A 24,217-nucleotide genomic window follows, 5' to 3' on the forward strand; every position below is an offset into this window, starting at 1 on the left:
GCGACGGTCCGCTGGGCATGTAGCGGGTCATGCGACCCTTCACCACTCTGGCCCGCCCCCTGGTGGCGGCCCCTTTCATCGTGTCCGGCCTGGACGCCGTCCGGGATCCGCGTGAGCGCGCCGAGCGGGTCGGCCCCATGGTCAAGCCGGTCGCGGACCGCTTCGACCGGCTTCCGAAGGACCCCGAGACCCTCGTCCGCATCCAGGGCGCGGTGAGCCTCGGCACCGGCGCCCTCCTGGTGACCGGGCGCTTCCCCCGGCTGACGACACTGCTGCTCGCCGCGCAACTCGTCCCCGCGCTCGCGACCGAGCACCACTACTGGACCGAGGACGACCCCGACCGCCGCGCGGGCGAGCGGTCCCACCTGCTGAAGAACGCGGCGCTGTTCGGGGCGCTGCTGCTGGCGGCGGCCGAGCGGGGCCACGTGCCGCGCCGGGCCGAGCTGCGGCGGCAGCTGCGCGAGCAGCGGATCAAGAGCGGCGCGGAGGCGAAGGCGCTGCGCAAGGAGGCCGCGCTCACGCTGCGGGAGGCGCGCCGGGAGGCGTCCCGGCAGGTGCGCACGGCCCGCGCCGAGGCCAGGCGCAAGGGCGCGAGGTCCGGCGGCAAGGCGAGCGGCGTGCTCAAGGCCGGGAAGGCGGGCGGCCTCGCGGTGGGCGGCGCGGCGGGCGGCGCGCTGAAGGGCGCGGGCGGCGCGTTCCGGATCGGGCGGGCGGCGAAGCCGAGCCGGGCGACGCGCGCCGGGCGGACGGTCAAGGCCGGGGCGGCGGCGCAGACCGCGAAGGCGGTCAAGGCCGGCCGGACCGTGAAGGCGGGGACGGCCGTCCAGGCGGGGAAGATCAAGCAGGCCGTGAAGCACTGACCCGGCCGGGCGGCGCGGCGCGCGGGGCGGGAACCCGAAGAGAACCTTAAAGGAGTCTCAAATCGGTTGAACCACCAGGTGGCGCGGCTCCGTACTTCCAGGTGACCGTCCGCACCGACCCACGACGGAGACGCCCCGGCCATGGCAGTTCCCGGATCGACCGGTCGCCAGACCGGCGGGTTGCGGAGCCTGCTCCGCCGCCCCGGCACCGCGCGTCCTCCTTCGGCCGTCCGGGGCGACGAGCGCGACGAGGAGATCGCCGCCGAGCTGTACCGCGAGTACCATCGGCCGCTCCTCGCGTTCGTCCTCCGGCTGACCGGCGGTGACCGCCCGTGGGCCGAGGACGTGGTGCAGGAGACCATGATCCGGGCATGGCGCAACGCGGACCGGCTCGACGACCGCACGTCCTCGCTGATGCCGTGGCTGGCCACGGTCTCCCGGCGTATCGTGATCGACAACCGGCGGCAGCGCGAGGTCCGGCCGCCGGAGGTCGGCGACGGCCCTCTGGAGAACCTGCCGATGGCGGACGAGTTGGACGCGCTGCTGCGCAAGGTCGTGGTGGCGGAGGCGCTGGAGTCGCTCTCCCCGGCGCACCGGCAGGCGCTGACGGAGACGGTGCTCCGCGACCGGACGGTGAACCAGGCGGCCGAGCACCTCGGCATCCCGGTGGGGACGGTCAAGTCCCGCGTCTACTACGCGCTGCGCGCGCTGCGCGTCGCGCTGGAGGAGAGGGGGGTGACCTCATGAGTCCGCGGGTCGAGCACACCGACGTCGGCGCGTACGCGCTGGGCCTCCTCGACGACGGCGACCGGCTGGCCTTCGAGGAGCACCTGCGCGGGTGCGCGGTGTGCCGGGGCGAACTGGACGAGATGTCGGGCACCGCCGGGATCCTCACCGCCTTCGGCGCGGCCGCCGAGCGGGACGCGGAGCCGTCCCCCGCGCCGGCGCCGGGCGCGCCGGCTCCGGCGCCGGTGATCGACATGATGCGGCGCAGGCGGCGGGCCGACCGGCGGTCCCGGCGCGTCGCGACCGCGGTCGGCACGGCCGCCGCGGCGGCGGCGCTGGCGGCGGGCATCGGCGTCGGGACGGCCCTCGACAACGGCGGCACCTCGCCGACCCCCGCGCCCACCCAGGCGATCACCGGCCAGAGGTTCACCGGGAAGAACCCGGCGACGGGCGCGACCGGCACGGTCGGCCTGGTCGACAAGGGCTGGGGCACGCAGGTCAGCTTCCAGCTCGGCGGCATCCGAGGGCCGCTGCGGTGCCAGCTCGAAGCGGTCTCGAAGGACGGGACGCGCAGCGTCGTGGCCGGATGGCGCGTCCCGAACGAGGGGTACGGGGTGCCCGAGCATCCGAAGCCGCTCGTCATGCAGGGCGGGACGGCACTCGACCGCCGGCAGATCAGCCACTTCGAGGTGCGTCTCGACACCGGTGGCACGCTCCTCACCATCCCGCTCTGAAATCGCGGTCCGAATCCCGCCCCGATCATGACGGCCCGCGCCGCGCCGGGCCCGATAACCTTGGGTCATGCCCTCTCCGCATTGGTCAGCGCCGGTCGCCCCCGGCCCGGTGGACGCCGCCGTGGCCGTCCCCGGGTCGAAGTCGATGACGAACCGGGCGCTGATCCTGGCCGCGCTCGCCGTGGAGCCGTCCCTGATCACGCGGCCCCTGCGCAGCCGCGACACCGTCCTGATGGCGGACGCCCTCCGCGCCCTCGGCGCCGGCATTACCGACGAGGGGGCCGACTGGCGGGTGACGCCGGGCGAGCTGCGCGGCCCGGCCCGGGTGGACGCGGGCCTCGCCGGGACGGTCATGCGCTTCGTCCCGCCGGTCGCCGCGCTGGCGTCCGGCGAGGTGGCCGTGGACGGCGACCCCCGCGCGCGGGAGCGTCCGATGGGCCCGATCATCACGGCGCTGCGGGCGCTCGGCGCGGCGGTCGACGACGGCGGGCGCGGCGCGCTCCCGTTCACCGTGCGCGGCACGGGTTCGGTGAACGGCGGCGAGGTCGTGATCGACGCCTCGGGCTCGTCGCAGCTCGTGTCGGGGCTGCTGCTCGCCGCGCCGCGCTTCGAGAAGGGCGTGGAGGTCAGGCACGAGGGGCCGCCGGTGCCGTCCGCGCCGCACCTGGAGATGACGGTCCGGATGCTGCGGGACGCGGGCGCCGCCGTCGAGGCCGAGGAGAACGTCTGGCGCGTCGCGCCGGGCCCGCTGCGCGGCGGCGAACGGGTCATCGAGCCCGACCTGTCGAACGCGGCGCCGTTCCTCGGCGCCGCGCTGGTCACGGGCGGGCGCGTCACGGTGCCGGGCTGGCCGTCCGGCACGACGCAGCCGGGCGACGCGCTGCGCGGCCTGCTCGCCGGGATGGGCGCGGACGTGTCCCTCGGCCCGGACGGGCTGACCGTCCGCGGCACCGGCGAGTTCCGCGGCCTGGACGCCGACCTCCACGAGGTGGGCGAGCTGACCCCGGTGCTCGCCGCGCTCGCGGCGCTCGCCGGGTCGCCGTCCCGGCTGACCGGCGTCGCGCACCTGCGCGGCCACGAGACCGACCGGCTCGCGGCCCTCGTCGCCGAGATCAACGGGCTCGGCGGCGACGCGGTCGAGCTTCCCGACGGCCTGGAGATCCGGCCGCGCCCGCTGCACGGCGGCGTGTTCCACACCTACGACGACCACCGGCTGGTGATGGCGGCGGCCGTGCTCGGACTGGCCGTTCCCGGCGTCGATGTGGAGAACCCGGGCACCGTGGGCAAGACTCTTCCGAACTTCACCGACCTGTGGGCGTCCCTGGCGGCGCCCGCCTGAGAGCAGGGGACGGACCGCTGGCACGACGAACGCAGGACTACGACGAGGACGACGTCCGGGTGCGACCCGGGCGGCGCGGGTCGCGGCCGCGCACCCGCCGCCGTCCGGCGCACGACGACGCGACGTCCGGCTTCGTGACCGCCGTCGACCGGGGCCGCTACCGCTGCCTCGCCGACCCGGGCACGGCCGACGAGCGCGGCGTCACCGCGATGCGCGCCCGCGAGCTCGGCCGCAAGGGCGTCGTCGTCGGCGACCGTGTCGCGCTCGTCGGGGACGTGTCCGGCGACCCGGACACGCTGGCCCGCATCGTCCGGGTCGAGCCGCGGACGTCGTCGCTGCGCCGCACCGCCGACGACACCGACCCGTTCGAGCGGATCGTCGTCGCGAACGCCGACCAGCTCGCGATCGTGACCGCGCTGGCCGACCCCGAGCCGCGGCCCCGGATGATCGACCGGCAGCTCGTCGCCGCCTACGACGCGGGCATGGAGCCGCTGCTCTGCCTCACCAAGGCCGACCTCGCGGGCCCGGAGGCGCTGATCGCCGAGTACGCGCCGCTCGGCGTCCCGTACGTGGTGACGCGCCGCGGCGGCGACCTCGACGCGCTGCGCGCCCACCTCGCCGGGCGCACGAGCGTCCTCGTCGGGCACTCGGGCGTCGGCAAGTCGACGCTGGTGAACGCCCTCGTCCCGGACGCGGAGCGCGCCGTCAGCCACGTCAACGCGGTCACCGGGCGGGGGCGGCACACCTCGTCGTCCGCGATCGCGCTGGAGCTGCCCGGCGGGGACGGCTGGATCATCGACACGCCCGGCGTGCGGAGCTTCGGGCTGGCGCACGTCGAGCCCGAGAACGTGATCAACGCCTTCGACGACCTGGCGGAGGGCGCGGCCGAGCGCTGCCCGCCGCTCTGCGACCACCTGCAAGAGAGCTGCGGCTTGGACGGGTGGGTCGCCGAGGGCCACGCGAGCCGGGCGCGCCTCGACTCGCTGCGACGGCTCCTGGCGAGCCGCGAGGGCGACGCCGAGTAGCCGGCCGGGAGTCCGGGACCGCGCCCGGCTCGGGTCGGTATGGTCACGTGTATGCCGCAGACGATCGCAGCGCGCTACGAGCTGGTGGAGGTGCTCGGGCGCGGCGGGATGGGCGCCGTGTGGCGGGCCCGCGACCGCACGCTCGACCGCGAGGTGGCGATCAAGGAGGTGTCGCTGCCGCCCGGCCTGGACGAGGCGCAGGTCGCGCGCACCTACGCGCGGACGTTCCGGGAGGCGAGGTCCGCCGCGCGGCTCGACCACCCGGGCATCGTGACGGTGCACGACGTCGTCGAGGAGAACGGCCGTCCCTGGATCGTGATGCAGCTCGTCCGGGCCGAGGGGCTCGACAAGGTCATCGCGCGGGAGGGCCCGCTGCCGCCGGGACGGGTCGCCTCGATCGGCCTCGACCTGCTCGACGCGCTGCGCGCCGCGCACGCGGCCGGGGTCGTCCACCGCGACGTGAAGCCCGGCAACGTGCTCCTCACGGCGGAACGGGCCGTCCTGACCGACTTCGGCATCGCGACCGTGGCGGGCGACGAGACCCTCACCCAGGCGGGCGCCATCGTCGGGTCGCCCGCCTACCTGGCGCCCGAGCAGGCGCGCCACCAGAAGGCGACCCCGGCGTCGGACCTGTGGTCGCTGGGCGCGACGCTGTACGCCGCCGTGGAGGGGCGTCCGCCGTACCAGCGGCCGGACGTGTGGGGCGTGATGGCCGCCGTCCTGTCCGACGATCCGGACCCGGTGCGGCTCGCGGGGCCGCTCACGCCCGTCCTGCACGGGCTGCTGCGCAAGGACCCCGGCGAGCGGCTGAACCCCGACGAGGCCGGACGGCTGCTCCACCAGGCGGCCCGTCAGGCGGCACCGGGCGCGATGGCCGCCGCGTTCCCGCCGCCCGTCCCGCCGCCCGTCCCGCCGCCCGTCCCGCCGCACAACGTGACGCTGCCGCCGTCGCCGACGCTGGCCCCGGCCGGACCCCCGGCCGGTCCCGCGCGCGCTCCGGCGCGGCGCCCGCCGTGGGCGCTGCTCGTCCCGGCGGGGATCTTCGCGGTCGCGCTCGCCGCGGCCGTCGTCGCCGTCCTGGTGTTCACGAGGAACGGCGACGACCATGACCGGGCGGGTGAGACGCGCTCCTCGCCGCCCGTGACGGCGTCGTCCTCGGGAACGGGCGCGGCCGTCCCCGCCGGGTACACGCTGTTCCGCGGGTCGGCGTTCACCGCGGCCGTCCCCCAAGGGTGGAAGGCCGAGACCGAAGGGGACGACGCGACCTTCACCGACCAGACCCAGGGCGTGAAGCGCGGGATCGCCATCCAGCGCGTCGCGGCCTTCGGCGATCCGGGCGACGGCCTGTCCGACGCGGTCGGGAAGATGAAGTCCAGCGGGGACTACCCCGACTTCAAGCAGGAGAGCTTCGACCGGAACGTGCCCTACAAGGGGCAGAACGCGGCCGAGGTGCAGTTCGCGTTCACCCAGAACGGCATCCCGGCCCGCTGCCGGGTGCGGGTGTTCAGGTTCGACGGCGCCCTGTACCAGGCCCTCATGGCCGCCGACCGCGACCACTGGGACCAGGGCGTCCCGTACTTCCAGACGTTCCTCGACACGTTGCAGGGCACGTCCTGACCTCCCGACCCCCTGGAAGGCGCGCATGGATCGGCGTTCGGTGCTGAAGGCGGCGGCCCTCGGCGCCATGACGGCGGCGGCCGCCGGGTGCTCCGGCGGGACGGCGTCCGGGAGGGCGGGCCGCTCCCCCTACGCCCCGCCGCGTCCGACCGGGCCCGCCGACTGGGCGGCGCTGCAACGCGGCCTGGACGGCAGGCTCGTCCGCCCGTCCGACGCGGCGTACGCCCAGGCGCGGCGGCTCTACATCCCCCGCTACGACCGCGTACGGCCGGCGGGGATCGCCTACTGCGAGACGCCGCAGGACGTGTCCGAATGCATCGCGTTCGCGACGCTCCAGCGCATGCCGGTCGCGGTGCGCTGCGGCGGGCACAGCTACGCGGGCTGGTCGACGGGAACGGGCCTCGTCATCGACGTGTCCCCGATGGACGCGGTCCGGCGCGACGGCGGGCGCGCGGTCGTCGGCGCGGGCACCCGGCTGATCGACCTGTACGGGACGCTCGCTGCCGACGGCGTGGGCGTCCCGGCGGGCACCTGCCCGACGGTCGGCGTGGCGGGGCTGGCGCTCGGCGGCGGGCTCGGCGTGACGTCCCGCGCGTACGGGCTGTCCTGCGACGTGCTGGAGTCGGTCCAGGTCGTGACCGCGGACGGGCGCGTCCTGACCTGCGACGCGAAGCGGAACCCGGACCTGTTCTGGGCGTGCCGGGGCGGGGGCGGCGGCAACTTCGGCGTCGCGGTGTCCTTCACGTTCCGCACGCACGAGGTGGGCGACGTCACGCCGTTCAGCCTGCGCTGGCCCTGGACGCGGGCCGCCGAGGTGGTCCGCGGCTGGCAGCGGTGGGCCCCGTCCGCGCCCGACGACGTGTGGACGACCCTCCACCTCGACACCGAGCCGGGCCAGGGCACGCCGAGCGTCGAGGTCGCGGGCGTCGCCCTCGCCGGCGCGGACGGCCACGTCGCCCGGCTCACCGCGGCGATCGGGGCCGAACCGGTGTCGTCGAGCGCCCGGAGCCGTCCCTACATGGACGCGATGAAGTTCCTGGGCGGATGCTCCGGCCAGTCCGTCGAGCAGTGCCACCAGCAGGGCACGCTTCCCGGGCAGAGCCCTGCCGGTGCCTTCCCCCGCACCGACTACGCAGGGAAGTCGCACATCGCCTACAAGTCGCTGCCCGACGACGCCGTCCGCGCCCTGCTCGCCCGGTTCGTCCAGGGCAACGACGTCGGGGACCGGTCGGTGTTGATGGACGCCATGGGCGGCGCGATCTCCCGCGTGGGGCCGGGCGACACCGCGTTCCCGCACCGCAAGGGCCTGTTCGCCGTCCAGTACCTCGCGCCGGACGCCGCCTGGCTCCGCGCCACGCACGCCGCCATGGAGCCCTACCTGGGCGGCGCCGCCTACGTGAACTACATCGACCCCGACCTCAAGGACTGGGCCCGCGCCTACTACGGCCCGAACGTCGACCGGCTCCGGAAGGTGAAGGCCGCCCACGACCCGGCGGGGCTGTTCCGCTTCCCCCAGGCCGTGCAGCCGCCGTCCTAGCCCTTGGAGGGCTCCTCGAACAGGCGGCGCGCCCTGGCCTCGGCCTCGTTGAGCGCCCTGACGTGCCCCGGCGCGAGCTCCTCCACGCAGCGGGTCATCTCCTCGGTGACGCTGCTGAACGCGCTCTCCTCCGCGCCGCGCAGCGCCGCCCGGACGCTCGCCGACCGCGCCCCGAGCGCCGCCCACTCCAGTTCGAGCCGGGCGACGGCCTCGTCGAACGCCCGGGACGTGGCCTCGCCCGCGTCCCTCAGCTCGGCGGGGACCGGCCCGCGGCCCGCCTTCCGCGCGGAACCGGACAGGGTGGAGATCCGGCTCGCGAGCGCCAGCCCCTCGCGGGCCAGCGGCAGCACGTCGTGGACGAGGTCGGTGACCGCGCGGGCGAGCTCCTCCACCCGGTTCAGCATCAGCCGCGTCGCCTCCTCCAGCGCGGTGGAGGTGCGCTCGGCGACCCGCTCGGCGACGTCGCGCTGCCGCTCCGACAGGTCGGGGACGACGGCGAGGTCGAGCCGCCGCCGCAGCTCGCGCTCGCGGGCGCCCCGGTCGCCCGGGGCGGCGAGGGCGGCCCAGTCGGCCACGACCCGCGCGATGCGCTCCTCCCCGGACGCGGCGATCTCCGCCGTGATCTCGTCGAGGGCCTCGCCGACCCGGGCCTTGAGCCGCTCCACGCGCCCGTAGAGCGCCTCGCGCTTGAACGGGTCGTTGAGCTCGTTGAGCTGCGCCTGCAGCCGCCGGGACACGTCGATGGCGTGCTCGGCCAGGGGGACGAGGCGGTCGGCGAGCTCGTCGAGCGTCTCGGCCCGGCGCGGGTCGGTCAGCTCGGCCACCCATGCGGGAAGGTCGTGCGGCATGCGCCCATGCTGCCACCAACGTCCGGGGAACCGGTCCGCAACGCCCCGGCGCGCCCCCGAAGGTCCGACCGAAACGCCGGATCGGCCGGGTAAGTGTGTCTGGACCGGACGTGAGCAGGGTAGCGTGCTCGCCGTGGCGGGCTATTCCGATGACCTTCGTCTCGCGCATGTGCTGGCGGACGGAGCCGACGACATCACGACAAGGCGTTTCCGCGCCCTCGATCTCGACATCGAGACGAAGCCGGACCTGACCCCGGTCAGCGACGCCGACCGCAGCGTCGAGGAGCAGATCCGCGGCACGCTGAAGCGCGCCCGCCCACGGGACGCGGTGCTCGGCGAGGAGTTCGGCAAGACCGGCTACGGCAACCGCTGCTGGATCATCGACCCGATCGACGCGACGAAGAACTTCGTCCGCGGCGTGCCGGTGTGGGCGACGCTGATCGCGCTGATGGAGAACGACCAGATCGTCGTCGGGGTCGTGTCCGCGCCCGCGCTGAACCGGCGCTGGTGGGCGGCGCGCGGCGGCGGCGCCTGGACGGGCCGCAGCCTGACCCGCGCCACCCGGATGAACGTCTCCGCGGTGTCGAGCCTGTCGGACGCCTCGCTGTCGTTCTCCAGCCTGAGCGGCTGGGAGGAGGAGGGACGCCTCCCCCGCTTCCTCGACCTGACCCGCGAAGTGTGGCGGACGCGCGCGTTCGGCGACTTCTGGTCCCACATGATGGTCGCGGAGGGCTCGGTCGACATCTCCGCCGAGCCGGAGGTCTCGCTGTGGGACCTCGCCGCGCTGCAGGTCATCGTGGAGGAGGCGGGCGGGATGTTCACCGACCTGTCCGGGGCGTCGGGGCCGGACGGCGGCAGCGTCGTCTGCACGAACGGCAAGCTGCACGCCGAGGTCCTGCGCACGCTCGGCGGCGGCCAGCTCACCCTCCGCATCTGATCTTCGCCCTCTGATCTTTACTGGTGGTCTTCGCTGGTCACCCCGCTGTGGCCATCGGCCCGACTCGCGACATATCGTGGAACAGCGGTCGCACGGTGGCCGTTGTAGGTGACAAGGGCGGCCCGTCAGTGGAGGTACCGGATGTCGACCCAGACCAAGTTCGTGATCGGCGGCGTCGTCGTCGGCCTGCTGACCCTGTTCATCTTCCCCTGGTGGCTGACCGCGCTGATCATTCTCGGTGTGCTCGGCGCACCCCTCGTCGGGTACATGATGCTCGACCCGTCGCAGCGCAGGCGGGTCCGCGCGCAGGGGCGCAAGCGCCTCGGCAGCTGACCCGCCACAGAGGCCCGGCGGGGCCGTCCCGCTAGGGTTCGGCACGTGGCGGACGTGCGGGTCGGGGTGGTGGGCGCGGGCATCCTCGGGCTGGCGGTCGCGCGCCGCCTGGCGGAGACGCGCCCGGACGTGACGGTCACCGTCCTCGACAAGGAGGACCGCGTCGCGGCCCACCAGACGGGCCACAACAGCGGCGTCGCCCACGCCGGCCTCTACTACGCGCCCGGCTCCCTGAAGGCGACGCTGTGCAGGCGCGGTGTCCGCCTCCTCAAGGAATATTGCGAAGACCGGAACCTGCCCTACGAGGAGTGCGGCAAGGTCGTCGTGGCCCGCGACGCGGCGGAGCTGGCCGCCCTGGACGAGATCGAACGCCGCGCGCTCGCCAACGGCGTCCCCGGCCTGCGGCGGCTGACCGGCGGCGAGCTGCGCGAGATCGAGCCGCACGCGGCCGGGATCGCGGCGCTGCACTCCCCCACGACCGCGATCGTCGACTTCCCGACGGTGGCCCGCGCGTTCGCCCGCGACGTGGCGGACGGCGGCGGCGAGGTCAGGCTCGGGTTCGAGGTCGTCCGGCTGGGCCGGGCCGGGGACCGCGTCACCGTCGCCTCGCCGGGCGCGGAGCTGGTGTTCGACCGGCTCGTGGTGTGCGCCGGGTTGCAGTCCGACCGGGTGGCGCGGCTGGCGGGCGACGCGCGGGAGCCCGCGATCGTCCCGTTCCGCGGCGAGTACTACCGGCTGGCGCGGTCCCGCACGGACCTCGTCCGCGGCCTGATCTATCCGGTGCCCGACCCGCGCTACCCGTTCCTCGGCGTCCACTTCACGCGCCGCGTGGACGGCGGCGTGGACGTCGGGCCCAATGCCGTCCTGGCCCTGGCCAGGGAGGGGTACCGGTGGCGCGACGTCCGCCCGGCGGACGTGTGGGAGACGGTCCGCTGGCCCGGTTTCCGGCGCCTCGCCCGCGAGCACTGGCGGACGGGCGCGCGGGAGCTGTACGGCTCGGCGGTGAAGCGGGCGTTCGTCGCGGAGGCGCGCGGGTTCGTCCCGGAGCTGACCGCGGCCGACGTCGTGCCCGCGCCCGCCGGGGTCCGCGCGCAGGCGGTGGACGCGGACGGCTCGCTCGTGGACGACTTCCGCCTCGGCCGCGTCGGGCCGGTCACGACCGTCCGGAACGCCCCGTCGCCGGCGGCTACGTCCGCGCTCGCCATCGCCGAGCACGTCGTCGCGAGCCTCTAGCGCCCGCCTAGTCCCAGAGTTTGCGGTCGTCGCCGCGCGGGTCGGCGACCACCTCGTCGGACGGGTCGTCGAAGACGTTCACCAGGCGGGACGACGGGTCGAACCGCGCCCAGCCGGGATCGCCGTCGGCGGCGAAGGCGACCCACGCGCGGTGCATCCGGTCGGCGAGCGCCTGCGGCGGGTTCGGCCCGGACAGCCCGTCCGGGTCGCCGGACAGGTTGTCGAACACGAAGCCCAGCTCCAGCGCGTGGCAGGCGCCGAGGTCGTGGTTCGGCGACGGCCACGCGAACTCGTACATCCAGGTCCGCCCGCCGGACGCGGCGTGCGCGGCGGCGGCCCGGTGCGCGGGAACGCGGAACAGCGCGTCGGTGATGATCGTCGACAGCAGCTCGCCGGGGCCCTGGCCGGGATGCCGGTCGCGGTAGGCGGCGGGGATCCCGCGCGGGACGCCCATCCCCGCCGTCACGAGGCCGACCAGCTCCTCGGTCAGCACGGCGGCGATCCCGGACGGCATCAGGAAGAGCCGGAACTCCTCGGCCGTGTACCCGATGAGCAGGTCCGTGCCGCGTCCGGCGCCGGCGGCGAGGGCGTCCTCGGGACGGCGGGCCAGCAGCTCGCCGTCCAGGACGGGCGTCAGCGACATGGCGCCCGCCGCCGTGGTGGCGCCCCAGCGTCCCGGGTCGGGCATCGCGGCGACCTCGGCCGCGACCGCCGCCTGGACGGGAATGATCGCGGCCGGGTCGATCGCGGCGAACCCCTCGGCGGTCGGCGCGACGCCGAGCCGCGCGGCCATCTCGCGGGTGACGAGGAGGGCGTCGTCCGGATCCTGGGCGATGCCGCCCGCCCCGCTCTGCGCGATCGCCCGTCCGAACAGCCCGAGGTCGAGGGAGAGCAGGGTGGTGACGCTCATCCCGCCCGCCGACTCGCCGAACACGGTGACCCGTCCGGGATCGCCGCCGAACGCCGCGATGTTGTCGCGGACCCATTCCAGCGCGGCGATCTGGTCGAGCAGCCCCCGGTTGGACGGGGCGCCGGGCAGATGCGCGAAACCCTCCACGCCGAGCCGGTAGTTGATCGTCACGCAGACGACGCCGTCGCGGGCGAAGTTCCGCCCGGAGTAGACGGGGATGGCGCCGGACCCGTTCCGGAACGCCCCGCCGTGGATCCACACCATCACGGGAAGGCCCGCCGCGCCGGGGTCGGGCGTCCAGACGTTGAGGTTGAGGCAGTCGTCGCCCGGGATGGCGGGGTCGTCGAGCAGGCGGTCGTAGGGGCGGGTGTAGGCGGGCTTGGGCGCGGTCGGCCCGTACGCGACGGCGTCGCGGACGCCGTCCCACGGCTCGGGCGGGCGCGGCGCGCGGAACCGGTCCGCCCCGAACGGAGGCGCCGCGTAGGGGACGCCGAGGAAGGCGGTGACGCCGTCCCCGGTGGTCCCGCGGACGCTCCCGTGGGCCGTGCGAACGACGGCGTCCATGCGCGCCTCCGGTTCTAGAACGAAGTTCGACGTCCAGAGCCTACGGGACGGGCCCGGGAGCCGTCGCCGGTCATTCAGGGGGCGGTCACTCCGGGGCGGTCACCCCTGGGCCGGTGCGGATGCGCGCGTCGTAGCCCTTCCGCGCCTCCGGGTCGAACTCCAGGAAGAGCTTGTCGAGCCCGTAGCGGCGCGCGATGGACTGCTTCACCCGGTCCGGGAGCAGCGCGCCGATCTTGACCTGGCGTCCGAGCTTCTTCGGGACGACGGCCTGCGGGCGGGGCCGTCCGATCAGCTCCACGACCGCCGCCGCGACGTCCTCGGGCTCGCAGTTCCGCTGGCCCTTGGGGCTGCGCGTCCCGGCGACCAGCTCGGTGTTGGTGAACGTCGGCAGGACGGCGCCGACGTGGACGCCCCGGTCCTGGACCTCCAGCCGGGTCGCCTCGGTGAACGCGACGACCGCCGCCTTGCTGGCGTTGTAGAGCGCGAGGCCCGGCGTGAACGCGACGCCCGCCAGCGACGCGATGTTGACGATGTGTCCCCTCCCGCGCGGCAGCATCCGGCCGAGGGCGAGCTTCGTGCCGAGCATCACGCCGTGGACGTTGATGTCGATGCAGCGGCGGGCGTCGGCGTCGCTCTCGTCCGTGACCGGGCCGATCGGCATGATCCCGGCGTTGTTGACCAGGACGTCGAGCGGCCCGGCGGTCCGCTCGGCCTCGTCCAGGAAGGCGGTGAACGACTCGCGGGACGTGACGTCCACGACGAGCCCGGCGACGCCGAGCGACTCGGCCGCCTCCTTGACCGCCGCCTCGTCGATGTCGCCGATGACGACGGTCGCGCCCTTCGCCTTGACGGCGCGGGCGGTGGCGAGGCCGATGCCCCGCGCCGCCCCGGTGATCGCGATGACCTTGCTCATGCTCTCCACTCCAGGCTCATGCACTCCACTCCAGGCCGGTCCGCTCCGAACTCGTCCGCTCCGGGCTCATGGGTTCTCCTCCAGCCGGGCCAGCCGCACGGGCAGCCCGTCCTTCGGCGACGGCAGGGACGTGGTGTCGAGCGGCATCTCGTACCGCCCGGGGACGCTCCACCGGTACCTCAGCAGGATCTGGTGCAGGACCGCCTTCACCTGCATCCCCGCGAAGTACATCCCGATGCACTTGTGCGCTCCCCCGCCGAACGGCGACCACGCGTACTTGTGGACCTTGTCCTCGCGCCGCTCGGCGGAGAACCGGCCCGGGTCGAACGTGTCGGGGTCGGGCCACCAGTCGGCCATCCGGTGGTTGCTCAGCATCGGGATGACGACGGTCGTCCCGGCGGGGATGTGGAACCCGAGGACGGAGGTGTCCTTGACGACCTTGCGAGGCAGCGCCGGGACGGGCGCGATCATCCGCATGGACTCCTTCATCACCATGTCCATGGCGGGGAGGGCGTCGAGGTCCTCGTAGCCGAGCTCCGCCCTGCCGAGGGCGAGCGACTCGTCCCGGAGCCGCTCCTGCCACTCGGGGAACCGGGCGAGGTGGTACGCCATGCTCGTCAGCGTGATGGTGGTCGTGTCGTGCGCCGCCATCAGCGCGAAGATCATGTGGTTGACGACGTCCTCGTCGGTGAACCGCTCGCCGTCGTCGGTCTCCGCCGCGCACAGCGCGGCGAACAGGTCGTCACCGCCGTCGCGGCGCTTGGCGGGCAGGTGGCGGTGGAAGAACTCCTCCAGTACCTTGCGGGCGCGCAGGCCGCGATGCCAGCGCAGGCCGGGGACGGGGAAGCGGACGTAGGCCGTCCCCGCCCGGACGGCGTCGATGAACGCGCCGTTCACCCGGGCCCGTTCGGCGTCGCCCAGCGCGACGCCCATGAACACGTCGGCGGCGAGGTCGAGCGTGAGCTGCTTGACGTGGTCGTACACCTTGAAGCCCTCGCCGGGCGACCACGCCTCGACGCCCTTGACGATGCCGGGCGCCATGGCGTCCAGGTAGGCGCGCAGCCGCGGGCGGGTGAACGCCTGCTGCATGATGCGGCGGTGGTGCAGGTGCTCCTCGAAGTCGAGGAGCATGATGCCGCGGTTAAAGAACGGGCCGATGAAGTAGCTCCACGCGGGCCCGTTCGCGAACGCCTTGTCCCTGTTGACCAGGACGACCTCGGCCGCCTCCGGTCCGTGGACGGTGACCGTCCGCTGGCCGAGCAGCCAGCCCCAGGCGACGGGCCCGTGCTCGGCGTACCGCTTGCGCGCCATGCCGATCGGGTCCCGCATGACGGCGATCGTGCTGCCGATGTACGGGACGCCCTTGACCCCGGGGACCGCTTTCAGGCCGCTGCCCGGCGGCGGCGGCGCGAGCACGCTCGTCATGATCCCTCCGAACGAAAGGACGGGCGGCGGCACGCGGCGGATGATCGGCCGATGCCCGGTAAGTCCATACTTATCACCCGTACCTCGGGCCCCGCCAGCACGCCCCTCGATCAACCCTCGGTCAGCGCGCCTCCCGCGCGGCCGGGGCCTTGAGCAGGCGGCGGCGCGCCGCGTCGGTCAGCGGCCGGTACGCGCCCGCCTTGTCGCGGTAGTAGGCCGGGCCGTCGCCCGCGGCGGGCACGCCCTCGGCGCGCAGCGGCGCGGTCAGCAGGCGGCGGCCGGCGGTGACGGGCACCTCGTCCACGACCCGGACGATCGCGGGCCGCAGCCCCGGCTCGACCCGCAGCAGCGCCTCCGACAGGTCCACCGGCCTGAGGTCGGCGGAGTCGCGCAGGGTCACGGCGGCGGCGGTCAGCTCGGCGCCGCCCACCGGGATCCCGTAGACGGCGACCGCGTCGACGCAGGGGAGGTCGCCGAGCGCGTCCCTGATCGGGCCGGGCGGGACGATCCCGTCCGCCGTGCGGATCAGCTCGGCGTCCCGGCCGACCAGCCAGAAGTCGCCGTCGGCGTCGCGGCGGAACAGGTCGCCGGTGATCGTCCAGGCGTCCTCGGGGGCGAACACGCCGCGCACGCAGCGCAACCCCCAATCGGGAGGTGCGGGGGGTCGTCCCCCCGCATAGGACACCGCGGTCGCGGCGGCGGCGAGCCGGACGCGGGCGAGCAGCATGCCGATCTCGCCGGGCTCGCACTCGATCGCGAGACCGTCCGGGCCCTCGGCGAGGCGGCCCTCCTCCAGGTCGTAGCGGGCGAGGCGCACCTCGGCGCCGCCGGGCAGCGGACGTCCGAGCGACCCGGGCTTCTTCCCGCTCAGGTTCACGAGCACCGCCTCGCCCTCGGTGGCCGCGTAGAACTCCAGCACGCGGGCGGGCGCGAACCGCTCCTCGACGCGCCGCCACAGCCCGCGCGGCATGCCCGAGCCGATGAACAGCCGGACGGCGTGGTGCCGCTCGGCCGGGTCGGGCGGCGCGTTGACAAGGTCGCGGAGCAGCGTCCAGGTGTAGGACGCGACGGTGACGCCGTAGCGGCGGGCCTCGTCCCAGAACGTCTCCGGGTCGTAGGCACTGGCCAAGGCCAGCCGGGCGCCGCCCGCGACCGCGCCGCCGAGGCTCATCAGCAGCGCCGACGGATGCTGGAGCGGCGTGATGCTGTACACGGTGTCGGACGACGACAGCGCGGCGGACGACGCCGTCCCGAACGCCGACAGCGCCCACCGCCGGTTCGTGACCCGGTTCGCGCGCAGGTGCTCGCCGTCGCCGCTGAACACCACGAAGGCCAGGTCGCCGGCCCGTCCCGGGTTCGGGCGGTACCAGCCGGGCAGCTCGACCTCGCCGGGGTCGATCGCCTCCATGTCGGGCAGCGGGCCCCGCTCGCCCCGGCCCGCCGCGCCGAGGAGGTGCGCCTCGACGCCGTCCAGCCGCGCGGCGAGGGCCGCGTGCTCGGGGTCGGCGATCACCCGCGACACCCGGCCGAGCCGCGCCTCGGCGGCGGGGTCGCCGTCCGGGCGCAGCAGCACGGCGACGGCGCCGAGCCTGCTGAGCGCGGCGACCAGCGCGAGCGCGGTGGGGCGCGTGTCCATCAGCACGCCGACCGCCTCGCCGCGCCGCACCCCGATGCTGATCAGCCCGCGGACGACGGCGTCGACGCGGCTCTTCGCGGCCTCATGCGTGTACGGGCGGCCCCGGTAGAGGAAGAACACCTCGCCGGGCCTGCGCCGGGCCTGCTCGTCGAGGAGCAGTCCCATGGACATGCGGGTGTCGGACTGGATGCGCTCCAGCCGGGCAAGCCGGGGCAGGTTCCGCGCGGCCTCGCCGGAGAGCTGCCGGGTCCCGTGCAGGACGCTCGACGCCGTCCGGTAGGCGGAGCGGGCGGCGCTCGTCCCGACGCCCATCGCGAGCTGGAGCCCGTACCCGGCGGGACCGCCGGGCAGGTCGGCGGGGGCGGCCTCCTCGTCCCCGGCGACGGGCGCGACGATGTCCGGCAGCCCGCCCTCGCCCGCGCGCCACCGCGCCCACTCGGCGACGGCCGGCCAGGTCTGCGCCAGCGCCAGGCTGCCGACGACCAGCCCGAAGTGCCCGGCGCGCAGCGACGCCTCGTACACCTGGGCGCGCGGCGCGGCCCGCCGGATCCCGCGGACCATCGGCGGCGGCGCGATCTCGTCCACCTCGCCGACGAAGGTGAGCACCGGGCAGGTGATGTCGGCGAGCGTGACGAGCCGGTCGCCGATGACGAACCCGCCGGTCAGCATGCGGTTGTGCTGGACGAACTGGCGCAGGAACTCGGCCAGCGCGGGCCCCGGCCACGACACCCAGCCCTCCCGCTCCAGGAACCGCCGCTGCCGCTCGCGGGCCGCGAGCCGCTCCCGGTCGTGCAATTGCAGAATGAAATCGACGCGCGATCTCACCGACTTCACCGGGCTGAGCAACTGGAACCCGAGGCGCGTCACCCACCCCGGGACGGCGAACCCGCCCAGCACCCAGTCGGGGATCCGCTCGACGCCCTCGGACGCGAGCCACCCCGGCAGCCCGAACGGCAGCCCGACGCTCGTGTCGGACGGGCTCCCGAACGTCACCACCGACTCGACGCCCTCGCTGCGCCGGTACGCGGCGGCCTGGTAGACGAACATCCCGCCCTGCGAGTACCCGGCGAGGTGCACGTCCCGCCCGGTGGCCTTCCGGACGCGGTCGACGGCGTCGCTGACCGCGAGGACATGGTCGGAGATCGTCCGCTCCAGCCCGCCGGGCTCCCGCTCGGGCGCGCCGAAGTCGACCACCCACGGGTCGACGCCGCGGTCGCGCAGCACCCGCACCGCGCTGACCCGCGACGAGATGTCGTACACCTCCGCCGTGATCATCAGCGGCGGGACGAGCAGCACGGCGGGCCCGTCCCCGGCGTCCGGGAAGTAGTGCCGCAGCCGGTACACGCGCTGCTCGGTCACCACCTCGCAGGGGGACGCGTCCTCGCCCGTGTCGAAGCCGCCGAACCGGGCGACCTCCAGGGCGTTCTGGGCGGTGGAGCCCAGGCGTGCGCCCAGGCGGAGGAGCGTTCTCGCAGCAGCCGGCATCGTCGACCTTTCACGGCGTCAACGTCATCGTGGCGCGCCGCCGCCCGCTTCCGCAATCGCGCGATCACGGGAACGGGCGGGCGCCGGCGCGCCGCCGGGCCGCTCAGGGGGCGACGACCCGCGCCCCCTCCATGTGCCCGGCGCGCAGCCGCTCCCACATGTAGCGGCGGCGCGGCTTGCCGCTGGACGTCCGCTGGATCAGCCCGGTCCCGACGACGATCGTCAGCTCCACGTCGTCGCCGACGCGGCGGCGGAGCATCTCGCGGACGCCGCCGGTCCACGCCTCGTCCTGCGTCTCGGCGAACAGGGCGAGCCCCTTGCGCCCCGCCCCCGGCACGCCGACGACCACGATGCGGCCCTTCCCGAGCCCGCTCACCTCGGCGATCTTCGATTCGAGGTCCTCGACGTAGACGGACCGCCCGCGGACCTTGATGCTGTCGCCCATCCGCCCGAGGACGAACAGCTGCCCCTCGTGGAAGAACCCCGCGTCGCCCGTGTAGACCTTGCCGTCGGCGAACCGCGTCGACTTCGCCTCGGCGCCCGCGTAGTAGCCGGGGCATGCCGACGGGCCGCCGACGACGATCTCGCCGAGCAGCCCCTCGTCCAGCTCGCGCCCGGCGTCGTCGACGATCGCGACGGGCACCTCGCTCTCCGGGGTGCCGCACCCGACGACCCAGCCGGCCTTCGCGCCGAGCGACTCGTCCCCGAGCGTGTGCTGCTCCAGGATCCGCACCGGCTCGCCGGTGGTCAGCGCCTCCGGGTCGGGCCGGACGGCGAGCGGGTCGCGCGCCACCTGGTCCATCGTGACGAGCAGGGTCGTCTCGGCCATGCCGTAGGCGGGCTTGAACGCCGTCCGCGAGAACCCGAACGGCTCGACGAGCCGCGCGAACACCTCCAGCGCGTGCGGGTCGATGGGCTCCGCGCCGACGATCACCGTCCGCCAGCCGGACAGGTCGAGGCCCTCCAACTGCTCGGGCTTGACGCGCCGCGCGCAGTACGCGTACGCGAACGGCGGCGCGGCCGTGTGCGCGGCCTCGGCGAAGCAGCGGATCCACCGCGCGGGGTCGCGGATGAAGTGGTCGGGACGCATCAGCCGGAGCGTCGCCTGCCGGGTGATCGGCGTCAGGAAGCAGCCGATCAGCCCCATGTCGTGGTAGAGCGGCAGCCAGGACGCGACGGAGTCGTCGTCGGCGAACCCGGCCGCCCGCGCGATCAGCTCGATGTTGAACTCGAGGTTCTCCCAGGTCACCATGACGCCGCGCGGGGCGCCGCTGGACCCGGACGTGAACTGGAGCAGCGCCAGCTCCCCGGCGGGCTGGACGTCCGCCTCCTCGTCGGCCTGCCGGGGCGGCCACGGCTCGCCGTCCATGCCCGCCTGCTCCATGGCGCGGCGGGCGTGGTCGTCCAGGTCCTTGGACGCGACGACCAGCGCGGGCGCGGCCTGCCGCAGGATCGCCGCGACGTGCGCGACGTAGTCGTCGCCGTCCTGGAACAGCGGCGGCGTGATCAGGCACACGGTCGCCCCGGCGGCCCACACCGCGAAGTAGGTCTCGACGCAGGTGTAGTCGGTGGGGAGGATCACGCAGACGACGTCCCCCGGCCGGACGCCCTCCTCGATCAGCGCCCCGGCGGTGCGGCGCGCGGCGGACGCCAGCTCACCGTAGTCGCGGTACTCCCAGCCTCCGTCGTCGGCCGCCAGGTGCACGCCACGTCCGGTGTTCGGCTTGTCCAGCCAGTCGCGCAGCGCAGATGCCATCGTGTCCCTTTCGCCTGGGTGACTCGCCGGTAACTTCATCAGGGCGCCACGTTTCAGTCAACCGCGCCCATCAGCAAAGAGACCGGTCGGCCATTTGGAGACGTCCCACAACGGGCGCACTCCCGGCGGGACGAGAACTCACCCCTGGCGGGACACGCTCCGCACCCCGGCGACGCGGGCGCCGCCGCGCCATCCGAGCAGCGTCACCCCGAGGAAGACGGTGGCCACGACGACGAACGCGAAGGCCGTCCCCTGCCCCGACACGGCCCGCAGCGCCATCCCGAGCGCGACGCAGGCGACCCACACGACGACCCCGGCGGGCACGAGCCCCTCCGGCCGCCTCCACCCGCGCCCGGCGGCCCATCCGGCCGCGAGCCCGGCGAGGAACGGCCAGGCCGTGGCGGCGAAACCGGAAACGCCGCCCGCCTCGTCATGCGACGCCCGCCCGATCGCCACGAACACGAGCACACAGGCCACGTCAAGGGCCGCCGCCACCACTCTCCGCATATAGCCAACCCTATGCAGCCCGGAGAGCACCCCCGCCATTGACCGTATCCGGACGGTCGCGCACCGTTTTGCTCAGCATTTCCGCAGGCCCAAAGCTCCACTCCCAAATGAACACCCTCCGTAATCAGTTCCAGGCACTCTCCGTAATCTTTTCGACACATAGAGCGAATGGAAACCGGCTGTGATTGGCCTAATACTTTTCGTGTCCGGCCTCATTGGCCCCCCACGAAGGAGAACGCCATGCCGTCGATGAAGACCACCGCCCTGGCCCTGGCCACGGTCACCGCCGCCACCTGCCTGGCCACGGCCGGGGTGGCCAGCGCCCAGGGCGCCCAGGCCCCCGCCAAGCCGGCCGTCCACGTCCCGCCGGGCTACCAGATCGTCAACCTGCCGAACGCCAACGTCCCGAACTTCCAGCGCCGGACCGTGCTCTGCCCCGGCACCAAGCACGTCCTCGGCGGCGGCGGCGAGGCGCAGGGCAACGGCGCCATCCTCGTCGGCTCGTTCCCCACCCCGGACGGCCGCGGCTGGATCGCGCTCGGCCGCCAGATCGGCTACAACGACGTCGGCATCAGCGTCTACGCGGTCTGCGCCGACTGACGCGTACGCACCTCCCGCCGGTCCCGAGCCGCCGTCCCCGGCGGCCGGGACCGGTCCCATGCGCGGGCCCCGTCACGCGCGGTCGGGCCCGGGGCGGCGGGACACGACCGCCAGGTCGTCGACCACGCGGCCGCGCACGTGCTCGATGAGCCGGATCATGTCCGGGCAGTAGACGGTGGGGTTGTCGAAGCCCGTCCCGGCCCGGTAGCGGTGGGCCTGGAGCCCCGCCCCGCACACGGCGACGAACCGGCAGGCCCGGCACCGCCCGCACAGCGCCGCCGCGCCGCGCTGCCGCTCGATCACGCCCGGCAGGGCGAGCGCCGCGTCGAGCGGGTCGCGCAGGACGTTCAGCCCCGTCCCCGCGGACACGCCCGCCGACGCGGCGGTGAGGGGCCGGATCAGGTCGGACTGCTCGATCGCGCCGTCGGTCTCGATGACGGCATAACGCACGGGGCCGAGCCCGAGCCCCTCGCTGCCGACCCTCCCGCCGAGCAGCAGGGTGAGCAGGTCGCTGAACGTCCGGACGTCCGTGGGCGGCTCGGCGGCGCCGTACCAGCGGTCGAAGATCGCGATGAGCCAGTCGGCGTACGGCGTGGCGGGCGACCCCTCGGCGCGTCCCGGCGGAGGCGCCGACCAGGTGCCGTGCGGCAGGAGGAAGTCGACCCGGGGCGGACGGTAGCGCAGCAGCGCCTCGTACGTCGCCACCGGGTCGTTGCGGGTGTCGACCGTGCAGAGGACGCCGGAGAACAGGTGCCGGTACGGGCCGTCCGCCAGCGCGCGCAGCCCGGCCGACACGGCGGCGTGGCTCCCCCGGCCGTTCGGCAGGCGGCGGTGCCTGTCCTGCGCGGCGGCGTCGCCGTCGACGCTGACGCCGATCCGGACGCCGAGCCGGTCGAGGAGGGCGAGGCGGGCCGCGTCCAGGCGCGTGCCGTTCGTCTGGACGGAGAACGACGCGGACACGCCCTCGGCGCGCACGCCCCGGACGACCCGTTCGATGAGGGACGGCGCGGCCAGCAGCGGCTCGCCGCCGTGCAGCACGACGTCCACCTCGGTGATCCTGTGCGCGCGGGCGTGGTCGCCGATGCGCCGGGCGGCGGCGTCGGCCACCTCGGGCGGCATCGCGACCGGCCGGTCGCGCCAGCTCAGGTCCCCCATTTCGTACACGTAGCAGTAGTCGCAGGCCAGGTCGCAGCGGCTGTGGATCTTGAGGATGAACTCGCGGAAGGGCAGCGGCCCCGGGCGCGCGGGCGGGCTCATCCGACCGGGCCCGTCAGGTCGCGGGCGCCGCGCAGGCAGCCGGGCAGCGGTCCGTTCGCGGCGATCCAGCGCTCGCGGTGCGCGTTGAACCGCTCGGCCGCGAGCGCGGCGGCGGGCCCCGGGACGGGCTCGGCGCACCACTGGTCCAGCACCCGCCGCATCCCCCGGACGAACCGCACGGTGAGCGCGGGCAGCCGGTCGTGCGAGCCGAGCTGGACGAGCCCGAGCCGCACCGCGTCGCGCCAGTGCGCGTACTCCAGGTGCGCGGCCAGGGCGCGCTCGCCGCGCTCCAGCCAGCGCTGCCGCCGCCAGAACCGGCCGACGCCGAGGAAGGCGTAGGTGCCGTGCAGCAGTCCGGCGAACGGTCTCGGGTCGGGGCGCCAGGGCGCGTAGTACAGGCGGCCGTCCTCCCTCGGCAGCAGCCGCACCGCGTCCGTGACCGCCGCGAGCTTGCCGTGCTGGACCTCGTGGACGAGGGTGACCGCGAGCTGCGTCGGGTCGACCGGCAGGGACAGCGCGACGCAGCCGTGGTGCTCCCGCGAGGTGGCGCTGCGGAACGCGCCGCCCGCCGCGTCCAGGGGCGTGAGCGTGGACACCATGCCGGAGAGCTCGCGCGCGCTGGACCGGTGGTGGCGGGACAGCAGGTCCCACGTTTCGGCGAGCGTCCGCTCCAGCTCGGCGACGGCGGCGGCGGAGAGCCGCTCGGCCCTTCCGTCTCCGCCGGACGCCGCGCCGGGGAAGCGGAACGGGTCCACGTCGTCGAGGAGGAGTTCGATCTCCGGTGTCGCTTCGCCCTTCTCCGGGCCCGGCGCGCGGAGGGTGCGCAGCGCCCGCCAGCCCGGCGCGTCCTCGCCTCCGTCGGCGGGGATGGGCGTGGTCGTCCCTCCGGCCGTGGCGACCACCTGCCGGCCGTCGTGGACGATCCGCACCGTGTCGGCGTCTCCCGGCGGAGTGAGGACGCCCACCGACGGCAGGCACGCCACACCGTGGGAGACGGGGACGGTGAACGCTCCCGCGCTCCGTCCGCGCACCGCCGCCGCCGCTGCCAGCCCGGCGAGCTGCGCGGGACGCACCCCGGGCGGGTCGCCGGGCGACGCGCCGCCCCGCAGGGCGCGCAGCGCGTGCAGCCCCCACCCGCCGGTCGAGGGGTGCCGGATGACGGCCGCGGCGGCGTCCGGGGCGCGCCGCTTCACCTCCATCAACTGCTCGAAGCCGCGCCGCGCGGCGGCGGCCTCCGGGTGGCCCGACCGGCGGGCGGCGTCCACGACCGCGCGCAGCAGGAGCAGATTCCGGCTGTGCTGGATCGCTGCAAGCGATTCGATCGCACCGGATGTCGCCATTCCCGCGGCGAGCGAATCGAAATCGCCACCGGAAAAGGAGTGATTCAGCCACGCCATAACGCCCCGCCTTCGGCGAACGGACACCCATCTGGATTTTAGTCCGACTCCCGAGATCGTTAAACGCCGATGCCGTCCGGCCCGCGTCCGCCATGCGTTCGATTGCGGCTTCCCGCCTGGTCGCGAGTTCACGACTCGTCCCCGGCGCGGCGGCCCCGGCACGCTATTCTGACCGCGGAGGGCGATCAATGGGCGTTCGCAGGCTGCTCTTCCGTCTTGTCTGTCCGGCGCTCTTAGCGTGCCTGGGGCAGCCCTTGGCCGAGGCGGCGGAAATCCCGCCCGCATTATCGGACGCGGCGCCGTCCCAGGCCCCCGCGGCACGGCGGGAGGCCGCCACCGTCTACTGCGTGTCCCACCCGGGCCAGATGGCCGTCGCCCTCATCGCGCTGGGACTTCCCGTCCCCGGGGCCGCGCCCGGTACACCGGGCACGCCGGGCCCGACCGCGCCGCCCGGCACTTCCGCCCCGCCTGGCACCCCGCCCGCCGCCTCCCCCGCCGCCTCCCCCGCCGCCTCGCCGTGGCCGACTGTGGCCGCACGCACTCCCACCCCGTCCGAACTGCAAGCCTGGGCCGTGCAT

20 protein-coding genes are annotated in these 24,217 nt (G+C 74.9%); 11 read left to right on the plus strand and 9 right to left on the minus strand.

The window, feature by feature from the left end:
- The first annotated feature begins 29 nt into the window (after positions 1-29).
- The 7 genes from FXF68_RS14545 (at position 30) to FXF68_RS14575 (ending at position 7,838) form a co-directional block, all read left to right on the plus strand.
- Positions 30-860: a DoxX family membrane protein gene (locus FXF68_RS14545; RefSeq protein WP_148759534.1), complete on the plus strand. Its 831-nt coding sequence runs from the start codon at positions 30-32 to the stop codon at positions 858-860.
- A gap of 141 nt (positions 861-1,001) precedes the next feature.
- Complete coding sequence (locus tag FXF68_RS14550; protein WP_148759535.1) at positions 1,002-1,607, plus strand: sigma-70 family RNA polymerase sigma factor; 606 nt, start codon at positions 1,002-1,004, stop codon at positions 1,605-1,607.
- Entirely contained in the window at positions 1,604-2,320 is a 717-nt protein-coding gene (locus FXF68_RS14555; RefSeq protein WP_148759536.1) for an anti-sigma factor family protein, read from the plus strand. Before FXF68_RS14550 ends, FXF68_RS14555 begins: the two co-directional genes overlap by 4 nt.
- Before the next feature lie 67 nt (positions 2,321-2,387).
- Positions 2,388-3,659, plus strand: coding sequence for a 3-phosphoshikimate 1-carboxyvinyltransferase (aroA, locus tag FXF68_RS14560; RefSeq protein WP_148759537.1), 1,272 nt, complete (start codon positions 2,388-2,390; stop codon positions 3,657-3,659).
- Between the two features lie 59 nt (positions 3,660-3,718).
- Complete coding sequence (rsgA, locus tag FXF68_RS14565) at positions 3,719-4,684, plus strand: ribosome small subunit-dependent GTPase A (RefSeq protein ID WP_246178692.1); 966 nt, start codon at positions 3,719-3,721, stop codon at positions 4,682-4,684.
- 51 nt (positions 4,685-4,735) lie between these two features.
- Positions 4,736-6,301 (plus strand): serine/threonine-protein kinase, encoded by a 1,566-nt coding sequence (locus tag FXF68_RS43040; RefSeq protein ID WP_246178693.1) that lies wholly within the window; start codon positions 4,736-4,738, stop codon positions 6,299-6,301.
- Between the two features lie 25 nt (positions 6,302-6,326).
- The gene (locus FXF68_RS14575; protein WP_148759538.1) at positions 6,327-7,838 is read left to right on the plus strand and encodes an FAD-binding oxidoreductase; all 1,512 of its coding nucleotides are present in this window, start codon (positions 6,327-6,329) and stop codon (positions 7,836-7,838) included.
- On the opposite strand, the gene FXF68_RS14580 is transcribed toward FXF68_RS14575, so the two are convergent.
- Positions 7,835-8,686 carry a hypothetical protein gene (locus FXF68_RS14580; RefSeq protein ID WP_148759539.1) on the minus strand — a complete coding sequence of 284 codons (852 nt, stop codon included), beginning with the start codon at positions 8,684-8,686 and terminating at the stop codon, positions 7,835-7,837. The genes FXF68_RS14575 and FXF68_RS14580 overlap by 4 nt on opposite strands.
- Positions 8,687-8,819: 133 nt before the next feature.
- On the opposite strand from FXF68_RS14580, the gene hisN reads away from it, so the two are divergent.
- From hisN to lhgO, 3 genes are all read left to right on the plus strand, one after another.
- Positions 8,820-9,623, plus strand: coding sequence for a histidinol-phosphatase (gene hisN / locus FXF68_RS14585; RefSeq protein ID WP_148759540.1), 804 nt, complete (start codon positions 8,820-8,822; stop codon positions 9,621-9,623).
- Positions 9,624-9,764: 141 nt separating this feature from the next.
- Complete coding sequence (locus FXF68_RS14590) at positions 9,765-9,956, plus strand: hypothetical protein (protein WP_148759541.1); 192 nt, start codon at positions 9,765-9,767, stop codon at positions 9,954-9,956.
- Positions 9,957-10,001: 45 nt separating this feature from the next.
- The gene (lhgO, locus tag FXF68_RS14595; RefSeq protein WP_187437926.1) at positions 10,002-11,189 is read left to right on the plus strand and encodes an L-2-hydroxyglutarate oxidase; all 1,188 of its coding nucleotides are present in this window, start codon (positions 10,002-10,004) and stop codon (positions 11,187-11,189) included.
- 7 nt (positions 11,190-11,196) lie between these two features.
- On the opposite strand, the gene FXF68_RS14600 is transcribed toward lhgO, so the two are convergent.
- From FXF68_RS14600 to FXF68_RS14625, 6 genes are all read right to left on the minus strand, one after another.
- Positions 11,197-12,663: a carboxylesterase/lipase family protein gene (locus tag FXF68_RS14600; RefSeq protein ID WP_148759542.1), complete on the minus strand. Its 1,467-nt coding sequence runs from the start codon at positions 12,661-12,663 to the stop codon at positions 11,197-11,199.
- Positions 12,664-12,748: 85 nt separating this feature from the next.
- Positions 12,749-13,576 carry an SDR family oxidoreductase gene (locus FXF68_RS14605; RefSeq protein ID WP_148759543.1) on the minus strand — a complete coding sequence of 276 codons (828 nt, stop codon included), beginning with the start codon at positions 13,574-13,576 and terminating at the stop codon, positions 12,749-12,751.
- 66 nt (positions 13,577-13,642) lie between these two features.
- Positions 13,643-15,001, minus strand: a complete 1,359-nt coding sequence (locus tag FXF68_RS14610; protein ID WP_148759544.1) for a cytochrome P450 — start codon at positions 14,999-15,001, stop codon at positions 13,643-13,645.
- Positions 15,002-15,122: 121 nt separating this feature from the next.
- Positions 15,123-18,122 carry an AMP-binding protein gene (locus FXF68_RS14615; RefSeq protein WP_148759545.1) on the minus strand — a complete coding sequence of 1,000 codons (3,000 nt, stop codon included), beginning with the start codon at positions 18,120-18,122 and terminating at the stop codon, positions 15,123-15,125.
- A gap of 103 nt (positions 18,123-18,225) precedes the next feature.
- On the minus strand, positions 18,226-19,878 hold the full coding sequence (locus FXF68_RS14620) for an AMP-binding protein (RefSeq protein WP_148759546.1): 1,653 nt from the start codon (positions 19,876-19,878) through the stop codon (positions 18,226-18,228).
- 138 nt (positions 19,879-20,016) lie between these two features.
- Positions 20,017-20,385, minus strand: coding sequence for a DUF3054 domain-containing protein (locus tag FXF68_RS14625; protein WP_148759547.1), 369 nt, complete (start codon positions 20,383-20,385; stop codon positions 20,017-20,019).
- A 240-nt stretch (positions 20,386-20,625) separates the two neighbouring features.
- On the opposite strand from FXF68_RS14625, the gene FXF68_RS14630 reads away from it, so the two are divergent.
- Positions 20,626-20,985: a hypothetical protein gene (locus FXF68_RS14630; RefSeq protein WP_148351409.1), complete on the plus strand. Its 360-nt coding sequence runs from the start codon at positions 20,626-20,628 to the stop codon at positions 20,983-20,985.
- 72 nt (positions 20,986-21,057) lie between these two features.
- On the opposite strand, the gene FXF68_RS14635 is transcribed toward FXF68_RS14630, so the two are convergent.
- Together FXF68_RS14635 and FXF68_RS14640 are read right to left on the minus strand one after the other, a co-directional pair.
- Complete coding sequence (locus tag FXF68_RS14635; protein ID WP_148759548.1) at positions 21,058-22,242, minus strand: FxsB family cyclophane-forming radical SAM/SPASM peptide maturase; 1,185 nt, start codon at positions 22,240-22,242, stop codon at positions 21,058-21,060.
- Positions 22,239-23,582 carry an HEXXH motif domain-containing protein gene (locus FXF68_RS14640; protein ID WP_187437927.1) on the minus strand — a complete coding sequence of 448 codons (1,344 nt, stop codon included), beginning with the start codon at positions 23,580-23,582 and terminating at the stop codon, positions 22,239-22,241. The genes FXF68_RS14635 and FXF68_RS14640 overlap by 4 nt, the downstream gene beginning before the upstream one ends.
- Positions 23,583-24,217 lie beyond the last annotated feature (635 nt).

This window comes from Actinomadura decatromicini (assembly GCF_008121305.1).
In the GTDB taxonomy this organism is placed as follows: Bacteria; Actinomycetota; Actinomycetes; order Streptosporangiales; family Streptosporangiaceae; genus Spirillospora; species Spirillospora syzygii.

Excerpts from the sequence above, each read along its gene's own strand:
- FXF68_RS14625 (WP_148759547.1), bottom strand. The coding sequence starts at position 20,385 with ATGCGGAGAGTGGTGGCGGCGGCCCTTGACGTGGCCTGTGTGCTCGTG.
- FXF68_RS14620 (WP_148759546.1), bottom strand. The coding sequence starts at position 19,878 with ATGGCATCTGCGCTGCGCGACTGGCTGGACAAGCCGAACACCGGACGT.
- FXF68_RS14640 (WP_187437927.1), bottom strand. The coding sequence starts at position 23,582 with ATGGCGACATCCGGTGCGATCGAATCGCTTGCAGCGATCCAGCACAGC.
- FXF68_RS14550 (WP_148759535.1), top strand. The coding sequence starts at position 1,002 with ATGGCAGTTCCCGGATCGACCGGTCGCCAGACCGGCGGGTTGCGGAGC.
- FXF68_RS14555 (WP_148759536.1), top strand. The coding sequence starts at position 1,604 with ATGAGTCCGCGGGTCGAGCACACCGACGTCGGCGCGTACGCGCTGGGC.
- FXF68_RS43040 (WP_246178693.1), top strand. The coding sequence starts at position 4,736 with ATGCCGCAGACGATCGCAGCGCGCTACGAGCTGGTGGAGGTGCTCGGG.
- FXF68_RS14545 (WP_148759534.1), top strand. The coding sequence starts at position 30 with ATGCGACCCTTCACCACTCTGGCCCGCCCCCTGGTGGCGGCCCCTTTC.
- FXF68_RS14605 (WP_148759543.1), bottom strand. The coding sequence starts at position 13,576 with ATGAGCAAGGTCATCGCGATCACCGGGGCGGCGCGGGGCATCGGCCTC.
- FXF68_RS14630 (WP_148351409.1), top strand. The coding sequence starts at position 20,626 with ATGCCGTCGATGAAGACCACCGCCCTGGCCCTGGCCACGGTCACCGCC.
- FXF68_RS14610 (WP_148759544.1), bottom strand. The coding sequence starts at position 15,001 with ATGACGAGCGTGCTCGCGCCGCCGCCGCCGGGCAGCGGCCTGAAAGCG.
- FXF68_RS14635 (WP_148759548.1), bottom strand. The coding sequence starts at position 22,242 with ATGAGCCCGCCCGCGCGCCCGGGGCCGCTGCCCTTCCGCGAGTTCATC.
- aroA (WP_148759537.1), top strand. The coding sequence starts at position 2,388 with ATGCCCTCTCCGCATTGGTCAGCGCCGGTCGCCCCCGGCCCGGTGGAC.
- FXF68_RS14615 (WP_148759545.1), bottom strand. The coding sequence starts at position 18,122 with ATGCCGGCTGCTGCGAGAACGCTCCTCCGCCTGGGCGCACGCCTGGGC.
- FXF68_RS14590 (WP_148759541.1), top strand. The coding sequence starts at position 9,765 with ATGTCGACCCAGACCAAGTTCGTGATCGGCGGCGTCGTCGTCGGCCTG.
- FXF68_RS14600 (WP_148759542.1), bottom strand. The coding sequence starts at position 12,663 with ATGGACGCCGTCGTTCGCACGGCCCACGGGAGCGTCCGCGGGACCACC.
- FXF68_RS14575 (WP_148759538.1), top strand. The coding sequence starts at position 6,327 with ATGGATCGGCGTTCGGTGCTGAAGGCGGCGGCCCTCGGCGCCATGACG.
- FXF68_RS14580 (WP_148759539.1), bottom strand. The coding sequence starts at position 8,686 with ATGCCGCACGACCTTCCCGCATGGGTGGCCGAGCTGACCGACCCGCGC.